This is a genomic window from Pseudomonas sp. Irchel s3f19 (assembly GCF_900187555.1).
Lineage (GTDB): Bacteria > Pseudomonadota > Gammaproteobacteria > Pseudomonadales > Pseudomonadaceae > Aquipseudomonas > Aquipseudomonas capeferrum.
Map to the genome: position 1 here is coordinate 81,534 of NZ_FYDW01000014.1, position 18,629 is coordinate 100,162.

At 62.5% G+C, this 18,629-nt stretch carries 15 protein-coding genes and 1 pseudogene; 10 read left to right on the plus strand and 6 right to left on the minus strand.

What is annotated here, in order from left to right; all coding sequences use genetic code 11:
- Positions 1–25: 25 nt before the first annotated feature.
- The gene (mdlC, locus tag CKW22_RS23470) at positions 26–1,612 is read right to left on the minus strand and encodes a benzoylformate decarboxylase (RefSeq protein WP_095065223.1); all 1,587 of its coding nucleotides are present in this window, start codon (positions 1,610–1,612) and stop codon (positions 26–28) included.
- 126 nt (positions 1,613–1,738) lie between these two features.
- Here mdlC and CKW22_RS23475 point away from each other — a divergent pair, with 126 nt between their 5' ends.
- A complete protein-coding gene (locus tag CKW22_RS23475) occupies positions 1,739–2,635 on the plus strand; it encodes a LysR family transcriptional regulator (protein ID WP_033697222.1) in 897 nt (298 codons plus the stop codon).
- Here CKW22_RS23475 and CKW22_RS23480 read toward each other — a convergent pair.
- Positions 2,632–3,963, minus strand: a complete 1,332-nt coding sequence (locus CKW22_RS23480; protein WP_095065225.1) for an MFS transporter — start codon at positions 3,961–3,963, stop codon at positions 2,632–2,634. The two genes, CKW22_RS23475 and CKW22_RS23480, sit on opposite strands and share 4 nt — an antisense overlap.
- Before the next feature lie 564 nt (positions 3,964–4,527).
- On the opposite strand from CKW22_RS23480, the gene mrdA reads away from it, so the two are divergent.
- The 4 genes and pseudogenes from mrdA to CKW22_RS28215 all read left to right on the plus strand — a co-directional run bounded on the left by mrdA (position 4,528) and on the right by CKW22_RS28215 (position 6,986).
- The gene (mrdA, locus tag CKW22_RS23485; RefSeq protein WP_033697218.1) at positions 4,528–6,420 is read left to right on the plus strand and encodes a penicillin-binding protein 2; all 1,893 of its coding nucleotides are present in this window, start codon (positions 4,528–4,530) and stop codon (positions 6,418–6,420) included.
- Positions 6,421–6,423: 3 nt separating this feature from the next.
- A pseudogene (locus CKW22_RS23490) lies at positions 6,424–6,543 on the plus strand (sigma-54-dependent Fis family transcriptional regulator); the annotation flags it as partial.
- Positions 6,544–6,611: 68 nt separating this feature from the next.
- Positions 6,612–6,746 carry a hypothetical protein gene (locus CKW22_RS27995; protein ID WP_256577332.1) on the plus strand — a complete coding sequence of 45 codons (135 nt, stop codon included), beginning with the start codon at positions 6,612–6,614 and terminating at the stop codon, positions 6,744–6,746.
- A gap of 6 nt (positions 6,747–6,752) precedes the next feature.
- Entirely contained in the window at positions 6,753–6,986 is a 234-nt protein-coding gene (locus tag CKW22_RS28215; RefSeq protein ID WP_033697217.1) for a hypothetical protein, read from the plus strand.
- A 258-nt stretch (positions 6,987–7,244) separates the two neighbouring features.
- Here the strand turns inward: CKW22_RS28215 and CKW22_RS23500 are convergent, their stop codons facing one another.
- Positions 7,245–7,874: a glutathione S-transferase family protein gene (locus tag CKW22_RS23500; protein ID WP_033697216.1), complete on the minus strand. Its 630-nt coding sequence runs from the start codon at positions 7,872–7,874 to the stop codon at positions 7,245–7,247.
- Positions 7,875–8,065: 191 nt separating this feature from the next.
- Between CKW22_RS23500 and CKW22_RS23505 the strand changes: the two genes are divergently transcribed.
- Both CKW22_RS23505 and CKW22_RS23510 read left to right on the plus strand, forming a co-directional pair.
- The gene (locus CKW22_RS23505; RefSeq protein ID WP_095065227.1) at positions 8,066–9,385 is read left to right on the plus strand and encodes an FAD-binding oxidoreductase; all 1,320 of its coding nucleotides are present in this window, start codon (positions 8,066–8,068) and stop codon (positions 9,383–9,385) included.
- 12 nt (positions 9,386–9,397) lie between these two features.
- Entirely contained in the window at positions 9,398–10,168 is a 771-nt protein-coding gene (locus tag CKW22_RS23510) for an NAD(P)-binding domain-containing protein (RefSeq protein WP_033697213.1), read from the plus strand.
- Positions 10,169–10,175: 7 nt separating this feature from the next.
- Here CKW22_RS23510 and tssM read toward each other — a convergent pair whose 3' ends face one another.
- The 3 genes from tssM to vasI are packed head-to-tail and all read right to left on the minus strand — an operon-like array spanning position 10,176 to position 15,879.
- Entirely contained in the window at positions 10,176–13,775 is a 3,600-nt protein-coding gene (gene tssM, locus CKW22_RS23515; protein WP_095065229.1) for a type VI secretion system membrane subunit TssM, read from the minus strand.
- Positions 13,772–15,241 (minus strand): type VI secretion system protein TssA, encoded by a 1,470-nt coding sequence (tssA, locus tag CKW22_RS23520; RefSeq protein ID WP_033697209.1) that lies wholly within the window; start codon positions 15,239–15,241, stop codon positions 13,772–13,774. Before tssA ends, tssM begins: the two co-directional genes overlap by 4 nt.
- Positions 15,229–15,879: a type VI secretion system-associated protein VasI gene (gene vasI / locus CKW22_RS23525; protein ID WP_095065231.1), complete on the minus strand. Its 651-nt coding sequence runs from the start codon at positions 15,877–15,879 to the stop codon at positions 15,229–15,231. The genes tssA and vasI overlap by 13 nt, the downstream gene beginning before the upstream one ends.
- A 330-nt stretch (positions 15,880–16,209) precedes the next feature.
- Between vasI and tssB the strand changes: the two genes are divergently transcribed.
- From tssB to tssE, 3 genes are read left to right on the plus strand one after another with little or no spacing between them, the layout of a single operon-like run.
- Positions 16,210–16,713 carry a type VI secretion system contractile sheath small subunit gene (gene tssB, locus CKW22_RS23530; protein WP_033697208.1) on the plus strand — a complete coding sequence of 168 codons (504 nt, stop codon included), beginning with the start codon at positions 16,210–16,212 and terminating at the stop codon, positions 16,711–16,713.
- A 17-nt stretch (positions 16,714–16,730) separates the two neighbouring features.
- A complete protein-coding gene (gene tssC / locus CKW22_RS23535) occupies positions 16,731–18,221 on the plus strand; it encodes a type VI secretion system contractile sheath large subunit (protein WP_047583517.1) in 1,491 nt (496 codons plus the stop codon).
- Positions 18,218–18,628 carry a type VI secretion system baseplate subunit TssE gene (gene tssE / locus CKW22_RS23540; RefSeq protein WP_033697204.1) on the plus strand — a complete coding sequence of 137 codons (411 nt, stop codon included), beginning with the start codon at positions 18,218–18,220 and terminating at the stop codon, positions 18,626–18,628. Before tssC ends, tssE begins: the two co-directional genes overlap by 4 nt.
- Position 18,629: the final 1 nt, after the last annotated feature.

Consider the following 18,629-nt stretch of genomic DNA (forward strand, 5'->3'; position numbering starts at 1 on the left):
CCACGCGCGGCGGTTGCCCGATGCTTCAGGGAGCAATGGTCTGGGTCGGTACCTCGATCAGCACGGGGCGGTTACCCGCCAGGGCCGCGCTGAACGCACGGGCGAACTCGGCGCCGGTTTGCGCCTGCACAGCCTGTACGCCGTACCCCTGGGCGATGGCGCAAAAGTCCAGGCCTGGCACGTCCAGCCCTGGCGCATCGCTCACGTTCAGCACATCAGCGAACCAGCGCAGCGCCCCATAAGTGCCGTTCTTCAGAATGATGAACACTACCGGGATGTTGTACTGCGCAGCCGTCCACAGCGCGGTGATGCCGTAGTTCGCCGAGCCGTCGCCGATGATGCCGATGACGCGCCGCTCGGGGGATGCCAGCTGCACGCCGACCGCCGCTGGCAGGCCGAAACCCAAGCCCCCTGCGGCCGGGAAGAAGTAGCTGCCCGGCTCACGCATTGCAATACGCCGCCAGAAGGCACCGACCGTGGAGGTGGACTCCTTGACGTAGATCGCGTTGGCGGGGGCCAGGCGGTCGATCAGCTCAAAGACCGTTTCCGGGTGCAGCTGCCCGCCGTCGTCGGCCACCGGCTCCGGCTGCGGCAAGGCCACCGGCATGGGCCGCTCGCTCGGCGTCACCCCCGCCACCAGGGCTTCAAGTGTCAGCGCGATATCCGCGACCAGGGCATCACCCATCGGAGCGCGCGCGGCCTCGCCAGGGTCGCAGGTCAGGTGCAGCAGCTGGCAGTCGGCAGGCAGGTAGTCGCCCGGTGCATATTGGTGATAGCGAAACACCGGTGCCCCCACCACCAGGATGAGGTCGTGCTCCGCCAGGCAGCGGCTGATGCCCGCGATCGAGGCCGGCAGTACTCCACGGAAACACGCATGCCGCGTCGGGAACGGGCAACGTGAGGCCGACGGCGCCACCCAGGCGGTCATGCGCAGCTTTTCCGCCAGTTGCACCGCCAGGCCGTTGGCCCCGCAACCATCGACATCCGGCCCCAGTACCAGCACGGGGTTGCGCGCCGCCGACAAGCGCTCGCACAGCCCCTGCACCTGTGCCGGCGAAGCCAGCCCGGCACTGGCCACCTGTCGACGGGCCAGATGCTCGACGCCCTTCGGTGCTTCGCAGGCCCAGTCGTCATAAGGGATCGATACATACACAGGGCCGCGTGGCGGCAGGCTGGCAGCATGGATCGCCTGGCTGAGGGCACGCGGCACATCCTGCGCCGAGGCCGGTTCGTGGCTCCACTTGACCAGCGGCTTGGGCAACTGCGCCGCGTCCACATTGGCCAGCATGGCCTCCACGCCGATCATGCTGCGTACCTGCTGGCCGGCGGTGATCACCAGCGGGCTGTGGGAGTACCAGGCGTTGGTCAGTGCGCCCATGCCATTGCCGGTGCCGGCGGCGGCATGCAGGTTGACGAACGTCGGCTGGCCGCTGGCAAGCGCATAGCCGTCGGCCATGCCCACTACCGCCCCTTCATGCAGGCCCAGGACATAGCGAAAGTCTTCTGGGAAGCCCTTGAGAAACGGCAGCTCGTTGGAGCCAGGGTTACCAAAGATGGTGGTCAGGCCATGCTGGCGGAGGATGTCGTAGGCGGCGCTGTGAACAGTTTTCATAAAGACCCTTGCAGCTCGTTTTTAGAATTTGGGTTACTTTTGCAGCCGCTACCAAATTGATCAAATCGATACTATCTTTGGCAAAAATAAAACTGATCTATATGACCATGCACGACGCGAGTGCCCATGAGCCACATTGACCTGAACCTGATCCGCACCTTCGTCACCCTTTACGAAGCCCGCAGCGTCACCCTCGCTGCCGAGCGTTTGTTCGTCACCCAGCCTTCGGTGAGCTATGGCCTGGCGCGCCTGCGCGAGCTGTTCGACGACGCCCTGTTCAGCCGCACCCGTGACGGCATCCAGCCGACGTTCGTTGCCGACCAGCTGTACGCGACGCTGCGCGACGCACTGACGCGCATCGAAAGCGCCGTGCAGAGCACCCGCCAGTTCGACCCTGCCAGCACCGAGCGCAGGTTTCGCATCGCCCTCTCCGACCTTGGCGAAATGGGCTTTTTGCCGCTGATTCTGGCGCGCCTGAACCGCGAGGCACCGCAGGCCGAGGTCGAAGTGCTGCCCTTGCAGGTCGACCAGGTGGGCGACTGGCTGGCCAGTGGCAAGATCGACGCTGCGATTTGCCGCCCACCCGTGCCCGGCACCCGCAGCCAGGTGCTGATGCACGAGCGCTACGTCTGCCTGCTGAGCAGCGCCCACCCGCGCATCGGCGACAGCCTCAGCCTTGAGCAGTTCGTTGCCGAGCGCCACATCACCGTCACCCGCACCACCGGCCACGGCAGCGTCGAGGATGTGCTGAACAGCATGCAGGTGCAGCGCCGCATCAGCCTGCACGTGCCGCACTTCTCGGTGCTGCCCAAGATCATCCCCGGCACCGACCTGCTGGCGGTATTGCCAGCCCAGATCGCCAGGCTGTTCATGCAGGACGGCGGCTTGAAGATGCTCGAATTGCCCTTCCAGGTGGCCGCGTTCGATGTCTCGCTGAACTGGCACCCCAACAGCGACAACTCTGCCGCCCTGCAATGGTTTTGCGCGACGGTCGCCGAGGCGATCATCGATGGCCAGGCCTAGGCGTCGACCATGGCGGGCTGCGCCGGCCTTGCCGCTGGCCTGAGCAACAGCAGGCAACCTGCGGCCAGTACGAAGACAATGGCGAACACCCCGTACAGGTGCAGCGGTTGCCAGCCACCATCGAGCAACACGCCGGCCACGGTCGGCGACAGGATGGCGCCGATCCGGCCGATGCCGATGCCCCAGCCCACCCCGGTGGCGCGCACTGAAGCGTCATAAACCACCGGCGACAGGGCATACAGCCCCGCCACGCAGCCGTTGGAGAACAGCCCGATCAGCAGCCCCAGCGCCAGCGCTGCGCTGACCGATGAACCGCTCGCCACGAACAGCACCAGCAGCCCGGCGGTGATCAGCATGAACATCGACAACACGCGGCTCAGTGGCCAGCGCGACGACAAGCCACCAATCAGCGCCGCCCCGAGGATGCCGCCAACGCTCAGCAACACCCCGCCGGTGATGCCCTGCTGCGCCGACAGGCCTGCGGCAACCAGCAGTTTTGGCGTCCAGCTCATGACGAAATAGAACCCGAACATCACCAGGAAGAACAGCAACCAGATCACCAGGGTGGTGCGGCGCATGTCGGGTGTCAGCAACTGCCTGAACCCGGTGGCAGCGCCTGGCACCATGAGCTGTGGCGCCGGCAATGCTGACAGTGCCGGCTGCCCCAGTTTGGCCGCCAGGCGGTTGACCCGCGCCAGGGCATTACGCGGGCGACGCGCCAACAAGAAGTCCAGCGATTCCGGCAGCCACAACAGCACCAGGGGGATCACCAGCACGGTGACGATGCCACCGAACAGAAACACCGAGCGCCAGCCCCAATGGCCCAGCAACCATACCGCCAGCAAGCCGCCAAGCGTGGCGCCCAAGGCATAACCGGTGGACTGCAGGCTCACCGCCAGGCCGCGCCAGCGTTTGCTGGCATATTCGCTGGCAATCACATTGCTGCTGGCCAGAATGCCGCCAATGCCAAGCCCGGTCAGGCCGCGCAGCAGCGCCAGTTGCAACGGGCTCTGGCTCAAGGCCGAGAGCAGCATGCCAACGCCAGAAAGCGCCAGGCAGAACAGAATCAGCGGGCGCCGGCCGAAACGGTCGGCCCACGGCGCGATGAACAGCGACCCGGCCGCCATGCCGAACAGGCCGGCGCTGAGCAACAGCCCCACCTGCGCCCCGCTCAGGCCCCACTCTGCAGAAACCGAAGCCGCCGTGAAGGCCATCACCAGCACATCGAAGCCATCGATCATGTTCAGCACGATGCAGATACCAATGGCCAGGCACTGGAATCGGCCCATCGGGTCATTGTCCAGGCGCTGCTTGAGGTCGGTGTTCATGGGGTCACCTGCCGGCCGATGCTGACCACAGACGAGAGAGAAGACGTGCACACGCAAGGCGAGCAGCAGAAACCGTGACGGTTCCACGCCCGTGATAAGCCATTCATGACTGGACCCTTCTTGTAATTGTTGTCGCGCACGGCCGGAGGGCTCTGGCCGTCGTCAGGCGCTAATCAACCAGATAATGGATCCATAGACAATATGGTGAATTTTGGCTAAACCACCACACGGCACAGAAATTGGCAGTCACCCAAAAATATCTATTATTTTTACCAGTATTTTCAATTACTTATGAATTTAGCAATTTTTAGTTTTTCCGTTCGTTTACCGCACACCTGTTTTTATGGATCCACAAAGTACCTTTCTGCGAGCCATTCATCACGCCAACGAGCGCAGCCATGAACAAATCTTCATGTTGCCCGTAAGCACCCTGATCACGGGGGCCAACGGCCGATCGCCAGCCCCCGCCAACGCCTGCCTGCCTTGAGGGAAAAGGACGCGTTGCGTAGCATCGCCGGCCCTGGGGCCGCTGCCCGGCCACACCGCTACCCCTCAGAGTTCCCCATGCCCCAACCCATCCCCCTCAAGGACCACGAAAAGGAAAAGCACCTGGTCAATCGCCGGCTACTGGCCTGCGCTGCCCTGGTCTTCAGCCTGGTCGCCGTCCTGGTGGGCCGCCTCTATGTGCTTCAGGTCGTGCAGCATGACCAGCAAAGCGCCGTGTCGGAAAACAACCGCGTGCACGTGCTGCCCATCGCCCCCGAGCGCGGCCTGATCTACGACCGCAACGGCGTGGTGCTGGCAGACAACAAACCCAGTTTCGACCTGACCATGACCCGTGAACGGGCAGGCGATTCGGCCAAAGTGCTCGATACCCTGGCGCAGGTCCTGAGCCTGACCGAGGATGACCGTAAACAGTTTGACAAGGACCTGCGCCGCGGCCGCAAACCGTTCGAGCCGGTCACCCTGCTGGTCGGCTTGAACGAAGAACAGATCGCCCTGATTGCGGTCAACCAGTTCCGCCTGCCAGGCCTTGATGTAGAGCCGCAGTTCATTCGCGAATACCCCCTGGCCGAGCATTTCGCCCATTCGGTGGGGTATGTCGGGCGCATCAACGAAAGAGAAGCCAAGACCCTCGACAGCACCGAGTACCGGGGCACCCAGTCGATCGGCAAGACCGGCATCGAGCACTTTTACGAAAGCCAGCTGCACGGCCAGGTGGGCTACGAAGAAGTCGAGACCAACGCCCAGGGCCGGGTCATGCGTGTGCTCAACCACAAGGCACCGACCCCCGGCAAGGACATCACCCTGAGCCTGGATGCCCACCTGCAACTGGCCGCCGAAAAAGCCCTGGGCGATCGACGCGGCTCGGTAGTGGTACTGGACCCGGCCAACGGCGACGTGCTGGCGATGGTCAGCAACCCAAGCTTCGACCCCAACCTGTTCGTCAAGGGCATCAGCTTCAAGCAGTACGCCGCCCTGCGCGACTCGATCGACCGCCCGCTGTTCAACCGCGTATTGCGCGGCCTGTATGCGCCGGGTTCGACGGTAAAACCGGAAGTGGCCATCGCCGGCCTCGACAGCGGCGTGATCACACCTGGCAGCCGGGTGTTCGACCCGGGCTACTACGAACTGCCCAACTACGCGCACAAGTACCGCAACTGGAACCGCAGCGGCGACGGCTGGGTGGACATGTACACCGCGATCATGCGGTCCAACGACACCTACTTCTATGACCTGGCGCACAAGCTGGGGATCGAGCGCCTGCACGATTACATGGCCGAGTTCGGCCTGGGGCAGAAGGTGTCGCTGGACATGTTCGAAGAAGCGTCCGGGCTGATGCCGTCCGCCGAGTGGAAGCGTGCCACACGGCGCCAGGCCTGGTTCCCCGGCGAGACGTTGATTTTGGGTATCGGCCAGGGCTACATGCAGGTCACCCCGCTGCAGTTGGCCCAGGCCACCAGCCTGCTGGCGAGCAAGGGCGTGTGGCACCGCCCGCACCTGGCCATGACCGTGGGCGGCGAGACGCCGGTCGACCCCAACCCCATGCCCGACATCGTGCTGCACGACAAGCACGCCTGGGACCAGGTCAGCCAGGGCATGCAGATGGTCATGCACGACCCACGCGGCATCGCCCGCGCTTCGGCAGCCGGCGCCCAGTACCGCATCGCCGGCAAGAGCGGCACGGCGCAGGTGGTGGCGATCAAGCAGGGCGAGCGCTACAACCGCAACAAGACCCTGGAGCGGCACCGCGACAACGCCCTGTTCGTCGGCTTTGCACCGGCTGATCACCCGAGTGTGGTGGTGGCGGTGATGATCGAGAATGGTGAAGCGGGCGGGCGCGTGGCGGGGCCTGTGGTGCGTGAGGTGATGGATGCCTACCTGCTGGATGAGCAGGGGCATCTGAAACCGGAGTATGCGGGGAATGTGGCGAGCAAGGCGGTGCCACATAGTTAGAGGGGGTTGTCGCGCAACATCACACGAACCCGGCTGATTGCGATTGGGGAATTGATGGTGAACAAGCGGCGTGACCAGGCGCAGCAGGCGCTGGATAACCGGGTGGTGCGGCTGTCGATCTGAGAGGTGCGTTGCCAGTACCCGCGAAGAGGCCAGTACTGGCAACTCAAAATCTACGTGCGGTCACCTCCATGATCGTCTCCGACATCATGATCGGGACCGTCGTCCGCGCCGTGCCCTACACCGTGGGCCTCTCCCACATTGTGGTTGGCCTCATGGTTGGCACCATCATCGGCCCCGTTACGTCCGCTGTCACCCCGACCTGAGCTGGCATGTCCGCCGCCGTCGCCACTGTGTCCGCTGCCACTGCCGCCATGGCCACCGCCACCGCCGCCACTGCCGCCGCCACCACCGTGACCACCGCCACCGCCGTGGCCTCCACCTCCACCTCCGCCGCCATGGCCACCACCACCGCCACCATGACCGCCACCTCCACCGCCGCCATCCTTCGCATACGCACTGGACGCACCGCCCATGGAGTCAGGCACCAAAACTGCCGACGCTGACAAAACCGCGCCGATCGCCAAAGCCAACAAGTATTTCTTGAGCATGATGTGCCTCCGCTTGGAGTAGCACGGGGTTGCACAGGGCACCCCATGAGTTCCGGCACCCCGTGGGGCGACCTGCAACCAGTGCGGCCTTCCATCTGCAGCGAGTGAACGAGGTCCTTCAGGGCCAGCTGGCCAGTTATTGCAAAATGTTTCTTACGTCCTGAGCGTAGTCATGCCGCCCGGCTTGTCGCCGACCAGTCATCCGAATGGCGCCTAAACGGTCGCTGTGCGCGGCATCAGGTCGTACGGGTGCTTCCAACCGGGTGTGCCCTTGATACGCGCTTTCCAGGCCTCGATATGGGTGAATTCGGCCAGCGCGATACCGGTGTCTTCAGGCATGAACACATACCCCGCCAGCGATAGGTCGGCGATGGTCAACCGCCCGCCGACCATGAAGGGGGTTTTGGCCAAGTGCGCATCGACGATGCGATAGGCCGCCGTGGCGCGGTCACGCAAGAACTTGGTCACCTCCGTTTCGCCCATCTTTTTCAGGCAGTAGATGAACCGCAGCGCCGCGTAGTAGCTGGTGAACTTGTGGTTGTCGAACAGCATCCAGCGCCAGATTTCACGTTTCTCGTCCTCATCGCGCGGGCCAAACTGGCCGGTCTGTTCGGCCAGGTATTCGAGGATCAGCGCGGATTGGGTGAGCGACTTGCCAGCGTGCTCCAACACCGGCACCTCGCCCTGCTCGTTCACGTCATCGCGCCAGGATTGCTCGCGGGTCTGGCCGTTGAAGAAGTCGACGAACACCGGCTGCCAGGCCTGGCCGGTGAGTTCGAGCATGAGGGCGACTTTGTAGGCATTACCGGATTCTGCGAAGCAGTGAAGTTTGTATTCGGACATGGCAGACCTTCAGTTTCCTTTGAATGATCGTTGGCTGCTGGGGGCCGTTGCATGGGCCAATCACCGGCCAACCGAGCAAATCACGAGCAACTCGCAAAGGTCAATTCAAAACCTCCCACGACCCGTCACTCCCGTTATATGCCCGCCGCGTGCGTCGTGCGACAGTGAGGAAAACAACACGGATAAACCCCATGTACAGAAACACCTCTACCCCTGCGGACGACAACGGTTGCGGCTGGTTCCACCTCAGCCCCCGGCGCCAGCCCTGCGCCGCGCATCGGGGGCGGAGCGAAGCGCGCTGGGTGGTGCTCGGTGCCGGCTTCACCGGCCTTGCGGCAGCACGGCAAATGGCGCTGCATCACCCCGACGACGAGATCATCCTGGTGGAAGCCCAGGAAGTCGGCTTCGGCGCCTCGGGGCGCAATTCGGGCTTTGCCATCGACCTGCCCCACGACATCGGTGCGCCTGACTACATCGGTGAGCTGGCCACTGCGCGAATGAACCTCAAGTTGAACCTGCGCGCGCAGTCGATACTGCACAAGCTGATCGGCCAACACGGCATCGACTGCCAGTTACGCCCGGACGGCAAGTACCAGGCCGCCGTCGAAGACAAGGGCTTGGCCGTGCTGGAAGCCTACCGCAGCGGCCTGGAAAAACTCGGCCAGCCCTACCAGATGATCGATGCCCATGACCTGCCGGCACACCTCGGCACGTCGTTCTACCGCAAGGCGCTGTACACGCCCGGTACCCAGTTGCTGCAGCCGGCCGCCCTGGCCAAAGGCCTGGCGCAAAGCCTGCCCGGCAACGTGACACTGTACGAACACACCACCATCACCCGCCTTGAACAGGGCTCGCGCATCACCCTCAAGCACGCCCACGGCGAAATCGTTGCCGACCAATTGCTGCTGACCAACAACGCCTTCGCCTCATACTTCGGCTTTTTGCCGGGCCGGCTGCTGCCGATCTTCACCTACGCCAGCATGACCCGCCCCCTGAGCGAAGACGAACAGGCACGCCTGGGCGGCAAGGCAAGCTGGGGCATCATCCCCGCCGACCCGTTCGGCAGCACCCTGCGGCGCACCCCGGACCAGCGCCTGCTGGTGCGCAACAGCTTCAGCTTCAACGCCGACGGCCGTGCCAATCAGCGCCACTTGCAGCGAGCCGTTCGGCAGCACCGGGCGTCGTTCGAACGGCGCTTCCCGATGCTCTTGGGTACGCCGTTCGAGTTCACCTGGGGCGGCGCGATGTGCCTGTCGCGCAACCACCTGTCGCACTTCGGCACACTGGCACCCAATGTCCATGCCGCGCTGTGCTGCAACGGCCTGGGGATTACCCGGGGCACCGCTACCGGTACCTTGCTGGCCGATTGGCTGAGCGGTGAACGCGACGAACTGATCGACTTCCTGCTGAGCTCGGCGGGGCCTAACCGCAACCCACCGGAGCCGCTGCTGAGCATGGGCGTGAACCTGAACCTGCACTGGGGCCAGCGCCGTGCCGGCCTGGAAAGCTGACAAGGAGGCATCATGCATAGTCTGGGTATTCTCGGGGTCGGCGAGCTGACCGAAAAAGTGGTGATGGGCCTGCGCAGCAGTGGTTTCGACGGCGCGATCCTGCTGTCGCCACGCAACGCCCAGCGCGCCGAAGCGCTGGCCCACACGCAAGGTTGCCAGGTACTGCCGAGCAACCAGGCGGTGGTCGATCAGGCCGAGCTGGTGATGCTGGGCGTGCGCCCGGCAGCGCTGGCACAACTCGCCAGCGAGGTGCGCCTGCGCCCCGGGCAACGCTTGCTGTCGTTGGCGGCGGGTGTGGGCCTGGCACAGTTGCAAGCGGCCTTCCCTGCGGCCCACTGCGTGCGCGTGATGCTGTCTTACGCGGCGCAACACAACCAGGCCACCGTGGTGGTCTGCCCGCCGGACGTGCCTACCGAGCAGGGCCTGGGCGCGCTGGGCAACCTGGTGGTGCTGCAGGATGAAGCCGCGTTCGAGCTGGCCACGGTTGCCGCGTGCATGAACGGCTGGTTCTACTTCCTGTTGCACGATTTGCAGCAATGGCTGACCGACAAGGGTCTGCCGGCTGCCGAAGCGCGTGCTCTGGTGCTGGGCAACCTGCACGACTGTGTGACCAGTGCCCAGCGTCAGCCCGAGCACACGCTGAAGGCGTTGGGGCAGGCGATTGCCACGCCAGGCACCTTTACCGCCGATGGGCTGGCGGTACTGATGCATCAGCCAGTGAGTGCCAGCTGGGGCGCGGCCTGCGAGGTGGTGCTGGATGGGCTGTTGACGCGGTCCAGGTAACGTCCTCTTACGTACCGTCCGCTTGCCCGGCCAGTGCAACCTTGGGTGGCAGCTGCAACAAGCCACGCGGCAAGCGGAAGCCTTTGAAAGGCTGTTGGGTAATCGGGTTGAAGGCTTTTTCAGCATTCAGCCGATAGCGCATCACGCCGTCTCCGGTCCTGAAGCTCAGGTCCACGCTGGTTGCGGTGCGCCCATTGAGCGAGCCGCGGCTAAGCAAGCGGAACATCGACCAAGGCCCGCGGTACTCCAGGCTGCTGCTATTGCCGTTCTGCCGGAGCAACGTAAGGTTGCTGCGCACTTTGCGCCCCAGGGTATTGGGCCAGACAACCCCGCTGATCTGGCTTGGACCATGGGTGTAAGCAATCAACTGGCCATCCAGGTCCAGCAGACTGGTACGCTGATTGGCGCTGAGCCCCAACGGCTCGATGCTGAATTGCACACTCAGGTTGCCGCGCTGGTCGAAGAAGGTCTCGCGGATGCGGTCTGCCAGCGCCAACTGTTCGATCACGTCGCTGCGGATCAAGGACTGCCCCTGACCTGACTGCAGGGCTTCGAGGTTGTCGTTCAGGAACACCTTCAGGTACTGATCATTGAACTGTTGAAGGCGACCCTTCGGCCCAAAGAACGCCTCGAAGTCTTCCAGAGAGGCATCGGGCGCTTTCACCACGAAGGGGTAGCGCCCCGCCAGGCGTTGCTGGAAGAAGCTGTACACTTCAACGTCCCAGCGTCGCTCCAGTTCACGCAACGCTTCCACGTTCAACACCCGCGCGGTTTGATCCGCGACTTTTCTTACCTGGAAGTTGAGGGGTTCCGGCAACCCCGTCGCAACACGCTGCAAGGTACCGATCGGGTCGTGCCCCGTCATCGAGAAGCGCTGATGCACCGCTTGCAGGGCTGCCTTACCTCGGTCGGGGCTGTCCTGCACCGCCTTGGCATAGTCGTGGACGGCGGCAATGGCGGCGAGCGTTTCATCGTAGTAACTCGGTTTATCGCCTGTTGACTGCAACATGGCACTGAGGCCCGCGAATGCCCGCTGAATCGCTAACGTCTGTTGTTGCGCGGGTGGGCGACTTGCAGGCTGCAGCGCAGCAGCCTCACTCGGCGCTTCAATGCCTGCTGCCGAGGACAGCGACGTGTTTTCGCGCACGGTATCCAGCAGCCGCTGCAGCGGCGCCGCAGGCCCCGTCAGCTGTTGCAGGATCACGACAGCATGATCCAGGTCGCGAAAGTCAGCCACCGCAAACGCATTCAGGGCACGCCGCCAGCTATCGATGTAGTCGGTGCTGTACAGATTGCGCAAGCGTTCGCTCAGCGCCTCCCGGTCGGCGTCCGAATAGTCAAGTTGAGCGCGTTCGCCGAGGGCCCACTGGTCGATCATCGCCATCTCGGCGAACCGCTGGCTGCGCGGTTCAAAATACGCCGTGTAGCCTTTGGCGGTCAGCATGGGGGCCAGCAGAAGGTTATCCTCCCGTCCGGCCCCAGCAGACGGTTGGTAAACCACATCGAACGCCGGGCCCACCTGGTGACGCAGGTCCAAGCCGGTGTGTAGCTGCTCCTGGGCCTGTTGCTTGAGGCCCGCATACACCCGCTGTGGCAATGGCACCTTGCGCAATGCCTGCTGCACTTCACTGACCCGCTGGCGGAACTGCGGCAGATCTGCATCGGCATACGCCAAGGCATATTCTAGGTGCTGCATGAGGTCGCGCTGCAGCTGCCCCTGGCCTGGAAACGCCTGTTGCCACTGCCGTGCCATCCACTCCTCGACCCATTCAGGCCGGCGGCTCTTGCGGTCTTCGAGCATACGGTAAACCCTGAGCGCCGCCATTTGCTGCTCACTGCCGGGGGGCGCCGCGTTCATGGCATCGATCACTCCGCTGGCCAAGGCCGGCAAGAAGCGCTTGGAGAGCAAGCTCAGGTAGGCTTCGTCCACCCGGGGCCCGATGGCGCGGCCCTGATACAGGCCCAAATCCGCCACACCAGGCCACGCAGCACGGTAATCGCCAAACACCGATACTGCATCACGGATCTGGTCCAGTGGCTCCAGCAAATTGCGGCCGGTCGGGTCCAGGCGCTGATCCACTTCGTGATGGCTGTACTCCCGGCTCTTGGCAAGCACCCCGGCGGCCTTGGTGCCATTGATATCGAAGTAGCGTTGCCAACTGGCAATGGCGATGCAGAACGCAAGCAGGCCTACGCCAGACCCCACCCACAGCAATTGGCGCTTGCTGCGAGCCACCTTGACATTGTCCCCGGCAAGGCCGGCCTCCTGGTAGATCACCCGCGCAAAAGCCCGTTGGACGAAGTAGACCAGCGCCTTGCCTGGCGCCTTACCTTCACGCAAGGGAAGCTTCGTTTTATAGGGCTGAGCCGCTTCTCGGATGAAAGCGTTACGCATTTCGCCTTGCTGCGTGACGGATGACCAATACACACCACGGACCAAGGCCGGGGTGGTGAAACGGTCACTCGCCAAGGCCTCGCGTAGAAACCCTAGCAGTATCGGCCGCAGCCCGATCAACTGCGCATGCAAGGAAAACAGCCGTGCGCGCAGGGGTGCACTGCCCACTGAATCGATACGGTCCACGACCTGCTCGAACAGCTGGCAAATCAAGCGATCGTAGTGTTCAGCGTATTCGTCCAGCCAGGCGTCGAACGCTTCGACCGCATCCAGCTTGAACGTGAACCCCAGCATGTTTGCGCGGCTGGCCGCTGAGAGCTTGCTGTAGAAAGGATCAAAACCATCGAGCAGATCGAATTTGCTGAGCACCACATACAGTGGCAAGCGCGAACCCAGCTGACTGCTTACCTCGTGCAAGCGTGTGCGCAACACATGGGCCAATGCCGTGCGTTGCTCAGGTGACCCATGCAACAGCCCGGGCAGGTCGACAACCAGCAACAAGCCATTGAGCGCTCTCTGGCTTCTATTGCGCAGCAACCAGCCCAACAGATGGCTCCACAACTTGCCCTGGGTGCCTTCAGATACCGCGGGCTCACTGTTCGGCGAGCTTGCCAGCGCGCCCTGACTGATGAAGGCGCCGGGTGGGTCGATGATCACTGCATCATTGCTGATCCACCACCCCACCGGGTAAGCAAGCGTTTCGGCCTGCCGGCCGCGTGCCTGGGCCTTGTCGATACGCGTCAGGGAAAAACTCTGATCGGTGCAATCGATGAAGCTGCTCTTGCCGGCATGCTCATCACCCAGTACCAGATACCACGGCAACCGATACAAAGCCCGTCGACCGCCTGCATTGTCCAGATACCGCGCAAGGCCCTGGTTCAACGCCTTCTCTTGGGCGTGGACGAAGGGCAGCGCAGGGTCCGACTCGGCAGCCGTTGCCAGAGCCTGCTCAGCTTGCAGGCGGCGAAAGCGCGCACGCAGTATGACCAGCCAGCACACCAAGGGCACCAGCACGAGCACCAGGCTCGCCAGACTGCGATGGGCCACGCTCGCCAGTGGCTGTTGTTCACGCCATGTCCAGTGCGGGCCAAGCCACCAGATGGCAACCAACATCAGCGCAGCGCCAATAGCCAACAGCAGCGGCAGTGCCAGGCCAATGCGCGTAGCCACCGGCAAGCCCCAGCGTTTGAGTTGCTTCCATAGTTGATTCATGAGGGCTCCTGGTCCTTGTTCTGGTTGGCCAACGCTGGGGCTGTGGCGTACTGCTGGAGCCGCTGGAACACCTCAGGCTCCCAGGCGTCGGCGGTGGTTTGCTGCATCGTGCGGGCCACACCGGCGCACAGGTCCTGGGCCAGCCAGGACACGCCCCGCGCCGCCAGCAAGTCAGCAGCAATCACGGTGGTATGGCAGCGATCACGAGGGGCACGAAAATCTGCCTGCAGCGCTTGCAAGCGGAGCAGAACCGGCTCTACGCCGCCGCTTTCCAGTTGGCTGACCAACTCCTCGCGCAAGCCGCTGAACTCATGAGTGGGGGCACCCTGCTCGCCCTGCCCCTGACCGCCCTTGAGCCAAGCCAGGCATTGGTCATCGACAAATACCCTGCCGTCGCTGAAGCCCAACTGCTGCAGGGCGGGCATACGCTGTACGAACCGCGCGGTGGTCGCGCGGATCGCCTCAGCGACCTCGCCCATCGCCAGCCGCGAAGCGGTAGTCGCGGCCAGAAAACTGCCGCGAATCCAGAAGGGGCATGCCGCCACACTCTTTTCGATCCGCTGCAGCAACCCCGGGTCAATCACCGTGCCGGCGATAGCGTCTTCGTAGGCCCCTGCTATATCCAACGGAACCGCCATCAGTTCCGTACGGTTGCCGCCCTGCCTGGCTTGGGGTGCTGCCTGGAGGTGCGCCCACAAGCCAAAACGACGTAACTGATAGCCGGTCGGGTCGTACGGGTCCTGTTGATTGATGAGCTCGGCCATGGTCAACACGGACCGCCGTGTCTCTCGCTCGTTGCCCATTGATACACGTGGCATGGGTGTGGCGATGACCTCGGCCAGCGGCGCAACATCAATGCTTGCCGCAGGCGCCTTGGGTGCAGCAGGCTCGCCGACGCCGTCGGCAACCGCCGTGTGTTTACTAAGCAAGCGCTGCAGTTCGCCCAGCAGGCCCGCGTCCAGTTGGGCGATGCCCTGCTGCTGTTGCAGGCACGTCAACGCTTGCTGCGCCGCCGCCGCAAGCGCCGGCGTATAGGTGAAGCGGTCAAGGCGCGGCAACGCTTCGATCAAGCGGTTGAGCATCAAGGCCGCCAGCTTGCGTTTGCCCAGGAAACCTTTAGGGCCGGGCTTTGGATGAGCGGGTTCCCAGTAGTGTTCGACCATGCCGGCCAACAACGCCAACGTGTAGCCCCAGCGCTCCCAGCAGCCACTGCGCAACCACGCAACACTGAGGTGAGAGACGATGCGCAGGTGCTTGCATTGCTGGCTCAGGTAAAGCCGGGACGCCTCTTCAATGTAAACCCAGTCGATCGAAGCTTCCTGCAGCCCGCCCAGCTTGACCATCTCCTGGTCAATGGCCTGGTAGGTTTCGTCCTCCACATCGAACAGCCCAGCAGGGACCGCCGGATCAATCGGTGCAAGCAACCCAGTGATGTGCTGCGCAGGCACTTGCGCTACCACCGGCATGTGCTTCGCACCTGGCGGATCAAAGGGTCCAGACCTTGCGCATCAAAAATCAGCCCATCGACTTCGTTGTGATCACTCACAACTTCGATGCGCTGCGCCCCTATCAGCTGCTTGATCTGCTCGATCGCCGGCAAACCTCGCCCCGCGTCGAGCACTTGCCCGTTCTCCATCACCTGCCAGGGCGTCGCATTCGTAGACCCGCCTTCCCCCTTCAGGCGCACAGTCACCCAGCTGGCGCCGATGGGCTGCCTGGCAATCAACTGCAGGCGGGAGATGTTCTGTATGCAACTGATGGCCAGATAGGAAGGGTCATCGCCTGAGGCAATGGCGGGGGCCGAAATGACCCATTCAGGTGCGCGTTCACTGCCCTCGCTTTGGCTGCCAATGCGAAACGTCAGGTCATCTGCCGTACGTGTGGCCTCATTTGCCATCACCCGTAACACGCTGGTTGCCTCCAGCTCCGGTGCTGACCACTGTTTTTTCGCCTTGTGCGCAGGTGTGCCGGCCGCCTGGTCGAAACAGGCCAACCGCTCGATGTTAGACACGATCGCGGGGCAGTCCTGAATAGGGCTTGCCAGCACCGGCTGCAGGAAAAACACCAACGAAAGACCGGCGCCATAGGCACAGCGCATATTCATTCCCCTCCACTCTCTGCAAATATTCTTATGACCACGGCCACTTGTTAAATGTAAAAACTTCGCAAGCGCACACACGCACACCACCAACTAAATCGAAGTGATCACGAGCCTAGTACACAGTACCAACCGCACACAAACAAATATTTTCTTACACTTTCTCACTCGACCAAAAGACACACCTGCATGCATGTTTTTATAAAGAGCGCATCAACCGCCGCGAAAAATAACAATATGTAGGAAGCCTCCTACACAACAACTAATAACATTAAACACATGATAAACATTGCCTTGCATGGACCCATAAAAAAACAATCAAGGAGTTGAGTTTCGATGTCAAAAAACACAGGTTCCGTAGCGCCTAAAGAGCGCATAAACATCAAGTATGTTCCTGCCACCGGTGACGAACAGGCCGAAGTAGAGCTGCCCCACAAGATGCTCGTCCTGGGCGATTTCGGCTTGGATGACAGCCGGGCGCTAGAAGACCGCGCGGTCATGCGCATTGATAAACACAGCTTCAACAACGTCCTGAGCGACGCCGATGTGCGCTTGGACATGTCAGTGCCCTCCCTGCTCAGCACCGCCCCCGACGCCGAGCTGGCGGTCAGCCTGCAGTTCAAGTCCATCCATGACTTCGGGCCGGACCAGATCGCTCGACAGGTACCCGAACTGAACAAACTGTTGGAGCTGCGCGAGGCGCTGGTCGCCCTGAAGGGCCCGCTGGGCAACGTGCCGACATTCCGCAAGCAACTGCAACACCTGTTGAGCAATGAGCAGACCCGCAAGCAGCTCGCCAAAGAACTGGACCTGGTGCTTGAGGCGCCGAAAGAAGACTGAGACAACGGAGCGAACCCATGCCAAAGCAAAACAGCACTACCGTCGCCGTTGATACCCCTGCCGAAACGTTGAGCCCAACCACGCTGCTTGACCAGATCATGGCGCAAACCAAATTGGTGCCTGCGCAAGAAGGCTATCAGGTCGCCCGGCAGGGTGTATCTGCCTTTATTGCCGACATCCTCAAAAACCATGACCCAGAGCAACTTATCAATAAGCACCGTGTCGACCAGATGATTGCGGAACTGGACCGGGTGCTCAGCAAGCAGATGGACGCCATCGTGCATCAGCCCGCGTTCCAGCAGCTTGAGTCTTCATGGCGCGGGCTGAAACTTCTGGTCGACCGCACGGACTTCCGCGAAAACATCAAGCTCGAAGTGTTGCATGTCAGCAAAGCCGATTTGCTCGATGACTTCGAACATGCGGCTGATATCACATCCAGCGGCATGTACAAACACGTTTACACCGCCGGTTACGGCCAATTCGGTGGCGAACCGGTTGCGGCCATGGTGAGTGACTATAACTTCGGCCCGTCCTCACCGGACATCAAACTGCTGAGCTACATGGCCTCGGTGGGCGCCATGGCGCATGCGCCCTTTCTCGCAGCGCCGTCCCCCGAATTCTTTAACTTGAGCAGTTTCGAAGAGCTGCCCAATCTCAAGGAAATCAAAGACATTTTTGCAGGGCCTCGGCATGCCAAGTGGCGGGCTTTCCGTGAAAGCGAGGACGCCCGTCACGTGGCCCTGACCGGGCCGCGGTTCATGCTTCGCTCCGTCTACCACCATCAGGACCAGCCGATCAGCAGCTTCAGCTACGACGAGAACATCGACGGCCGGCATGACAATTATCTCTGGGGCAGTTCCGCGTTCCTGTTGGCCAGTTGCATCAACGACAGCTTTGCCCGCTACCGCTGGTGCCCGAATATCATCGGCCCGCAGTCGGGTGGCGCCGTCGAAGACCTGCCGGTTCATTTGTACGAATCCCTGGGCCAGTTGCAGGCCAAGATCCCGACCGAAGTGCTGATCTCCGATCGCAAGGAATTCGAGCTGGCTGAAGAAGGCTTCATCGCCCTGACCATGCGCAAAGACAGCGATAACGCGGCGTTCTTCTCCGCCAACTCGGTGCAGAAACCCAAGCACTTTCCGAAAACCGCTGAGGGCTTGCAGGCCCAGACCAACTACAAGCTTGGCACCCAGTTGCCCTACCTGTTCATCGTCAACCGGCTTGCCCATTACATCAAGGTGCTGCAGCGCGAACAGATCGGCAGCTGGAAGGAACGGCGGGACCTTGAATCCGAGCTCAACAAATGGATCAAGCAATACGTCGCCGACCAGGAAAACCCTTCCGCCGATGTTCGCAGCCGCCGCCCGCTGCGTGCGGCCAGGGTTGAAGTCTCGGACGTTGCCGGTGACCCGGGTTGGTACCAGGTTTCACTCGCCGTGCGCCCACACTTCAAATACATGGGTGCCAACTTCGAGATCTCCCTGGTCGGGCGGCTCGACACGCAATGAGTGGTCTTTTCAGCCGTTTGAAGGTGGATCAGTCAGTTAGCCGCGAACCCTCCCTGCAGGAGAACGCTTCCCAGAAGTTCGCCGCCATCAAGTGCCACCTGGAAACGTTGCTCAACGCTCGCCAGGGTTGCTCACAAAGCAGCCCTGAGCTGGGCCTGCGTGACTTCAACGGGCACGACGTCAGCAGTGGCGACCTCCTGAAGCAAGTGGGCGCAGACATCCGCCGCACCCTTCAGCGCTTTGAGCCGCGTGTGCACGTGCGAACGCTCAAGGCCATGCCCGATTGTCATGCCCCGCTGGAACTGCATTTCAGGCTGGACTGCCTCGTGCAGGTCAACAACCACACGGAGCAGCTGCAGCTGGAGCTGCTGGTCAACGGCCACACCCGCCACACCCGCGTGAGGTGAA

Excerpts from the sequence above, each read along its gene's own strand:
- mdlC (WP_095065223.1), bottom strand. The coding sequence starts at position 1,612 with ATGAAAACTGTTCACAGCGCCGCCTACGACATCCTCCGCCAGCATGGC.
- CKW22_RS23475 (WP_033697222.1), top strand. The coding sequence starts at position 1,739 with ATGAGCCACATTGACCTGAACCTGATCCGCACCTTCGTCACCCTTTAC.
- CKW22_RS23480 (WP_095065225.1), bottom strand. The coding sequence starts at position 3,963 with ATGAACACCGACCTCAAGCAGCGCCTGGACAATGACCCGATGGGCCGA.
- mrdA (WP_033697218.1), top strand. The coding sequence starts at position 4,528 with ATGCCCCAACCCATCCCCCTCAAGGACCACGAAAAGGAAAAGCACCTG.
- CKW22_RS27995 (WP_256577332.1), top strand. The coding sequence starts at position 6,612 with ATGATCGTCTCCGACATCATGATCGGGACCGTCGTCCGCGCCGTGCCC.
- CKW22_RS28215 (WP_033697217.1), top strand. The coding sequence starts at position 6,753 with ATGTCCGCCGCCGTCGCCACTGTGTCCGCTGCCACTGCCGCCATGGCC.
- CKW22_RS23500 (WP_033697216.1), bottom strand. The coding sequence starts at position 7,874 with ATGTCCGAATACAAACTTCACTGCTTCGCAGAATCCGGTAATGCCTAC.
- CKW22_RS23505 (WP_095065227.1), top strand. The coding sequence starts at position 8,066 with ATGTACAGAAACACCTCTACCCCTGCGGACGACAACGGTTGCGGCTGG.
- CKW22_RS23510 (WP_033697213.1), top strand. The coding sequence starts at position 9,398 with ATGCATAGTCTGGGTATTCTCGGGGTCGGCGAGCTGACCGAAAAAGTG.
- tssM (WP_095065229.1), bottom strand. The coding sequence starts at position 13,775 with ATGAATCAACTATGGAAGCAACTCAAACGCTGGGGCTTGCCGGTGGCT.
- tssA (WP_033697209.1), bottom strand. The coding sequence starts at position 15,241 with ATGCCGGTGGTAGCGCAAGTGCCTGCGCAGCACATCACTGGGTTGCTT.
- vasI (WP_095065231.1), bottom strand. The coding sequence starts at position 15,879 with ATGAATATGCGCTGTGCCTATGGCGCCGGTCTTTCGTTGGTGTTTTTC.
- tssB (WP_033697208.1), top strand. The coding sequence starts at position 16,210 with ATGTCAAAAAACACAGGTTCCGTAGCGCCTAAAGAGCGCATAAACATC.
- tssC (WP_047583517.1), top strand. The coding sequence starts at position 16,731 with ATGCCAAAGCAAAACAGCACTACCGTCGCCGTTGATACCCCTGCCGAA.
- tssE (WP_033697204.1), top strand. The coding sequence starts at position 18,218 with ATGAGTGGTCTTTTCAGCCGTTTGAAGGTGGATCAGTCAGTTAGCCGC.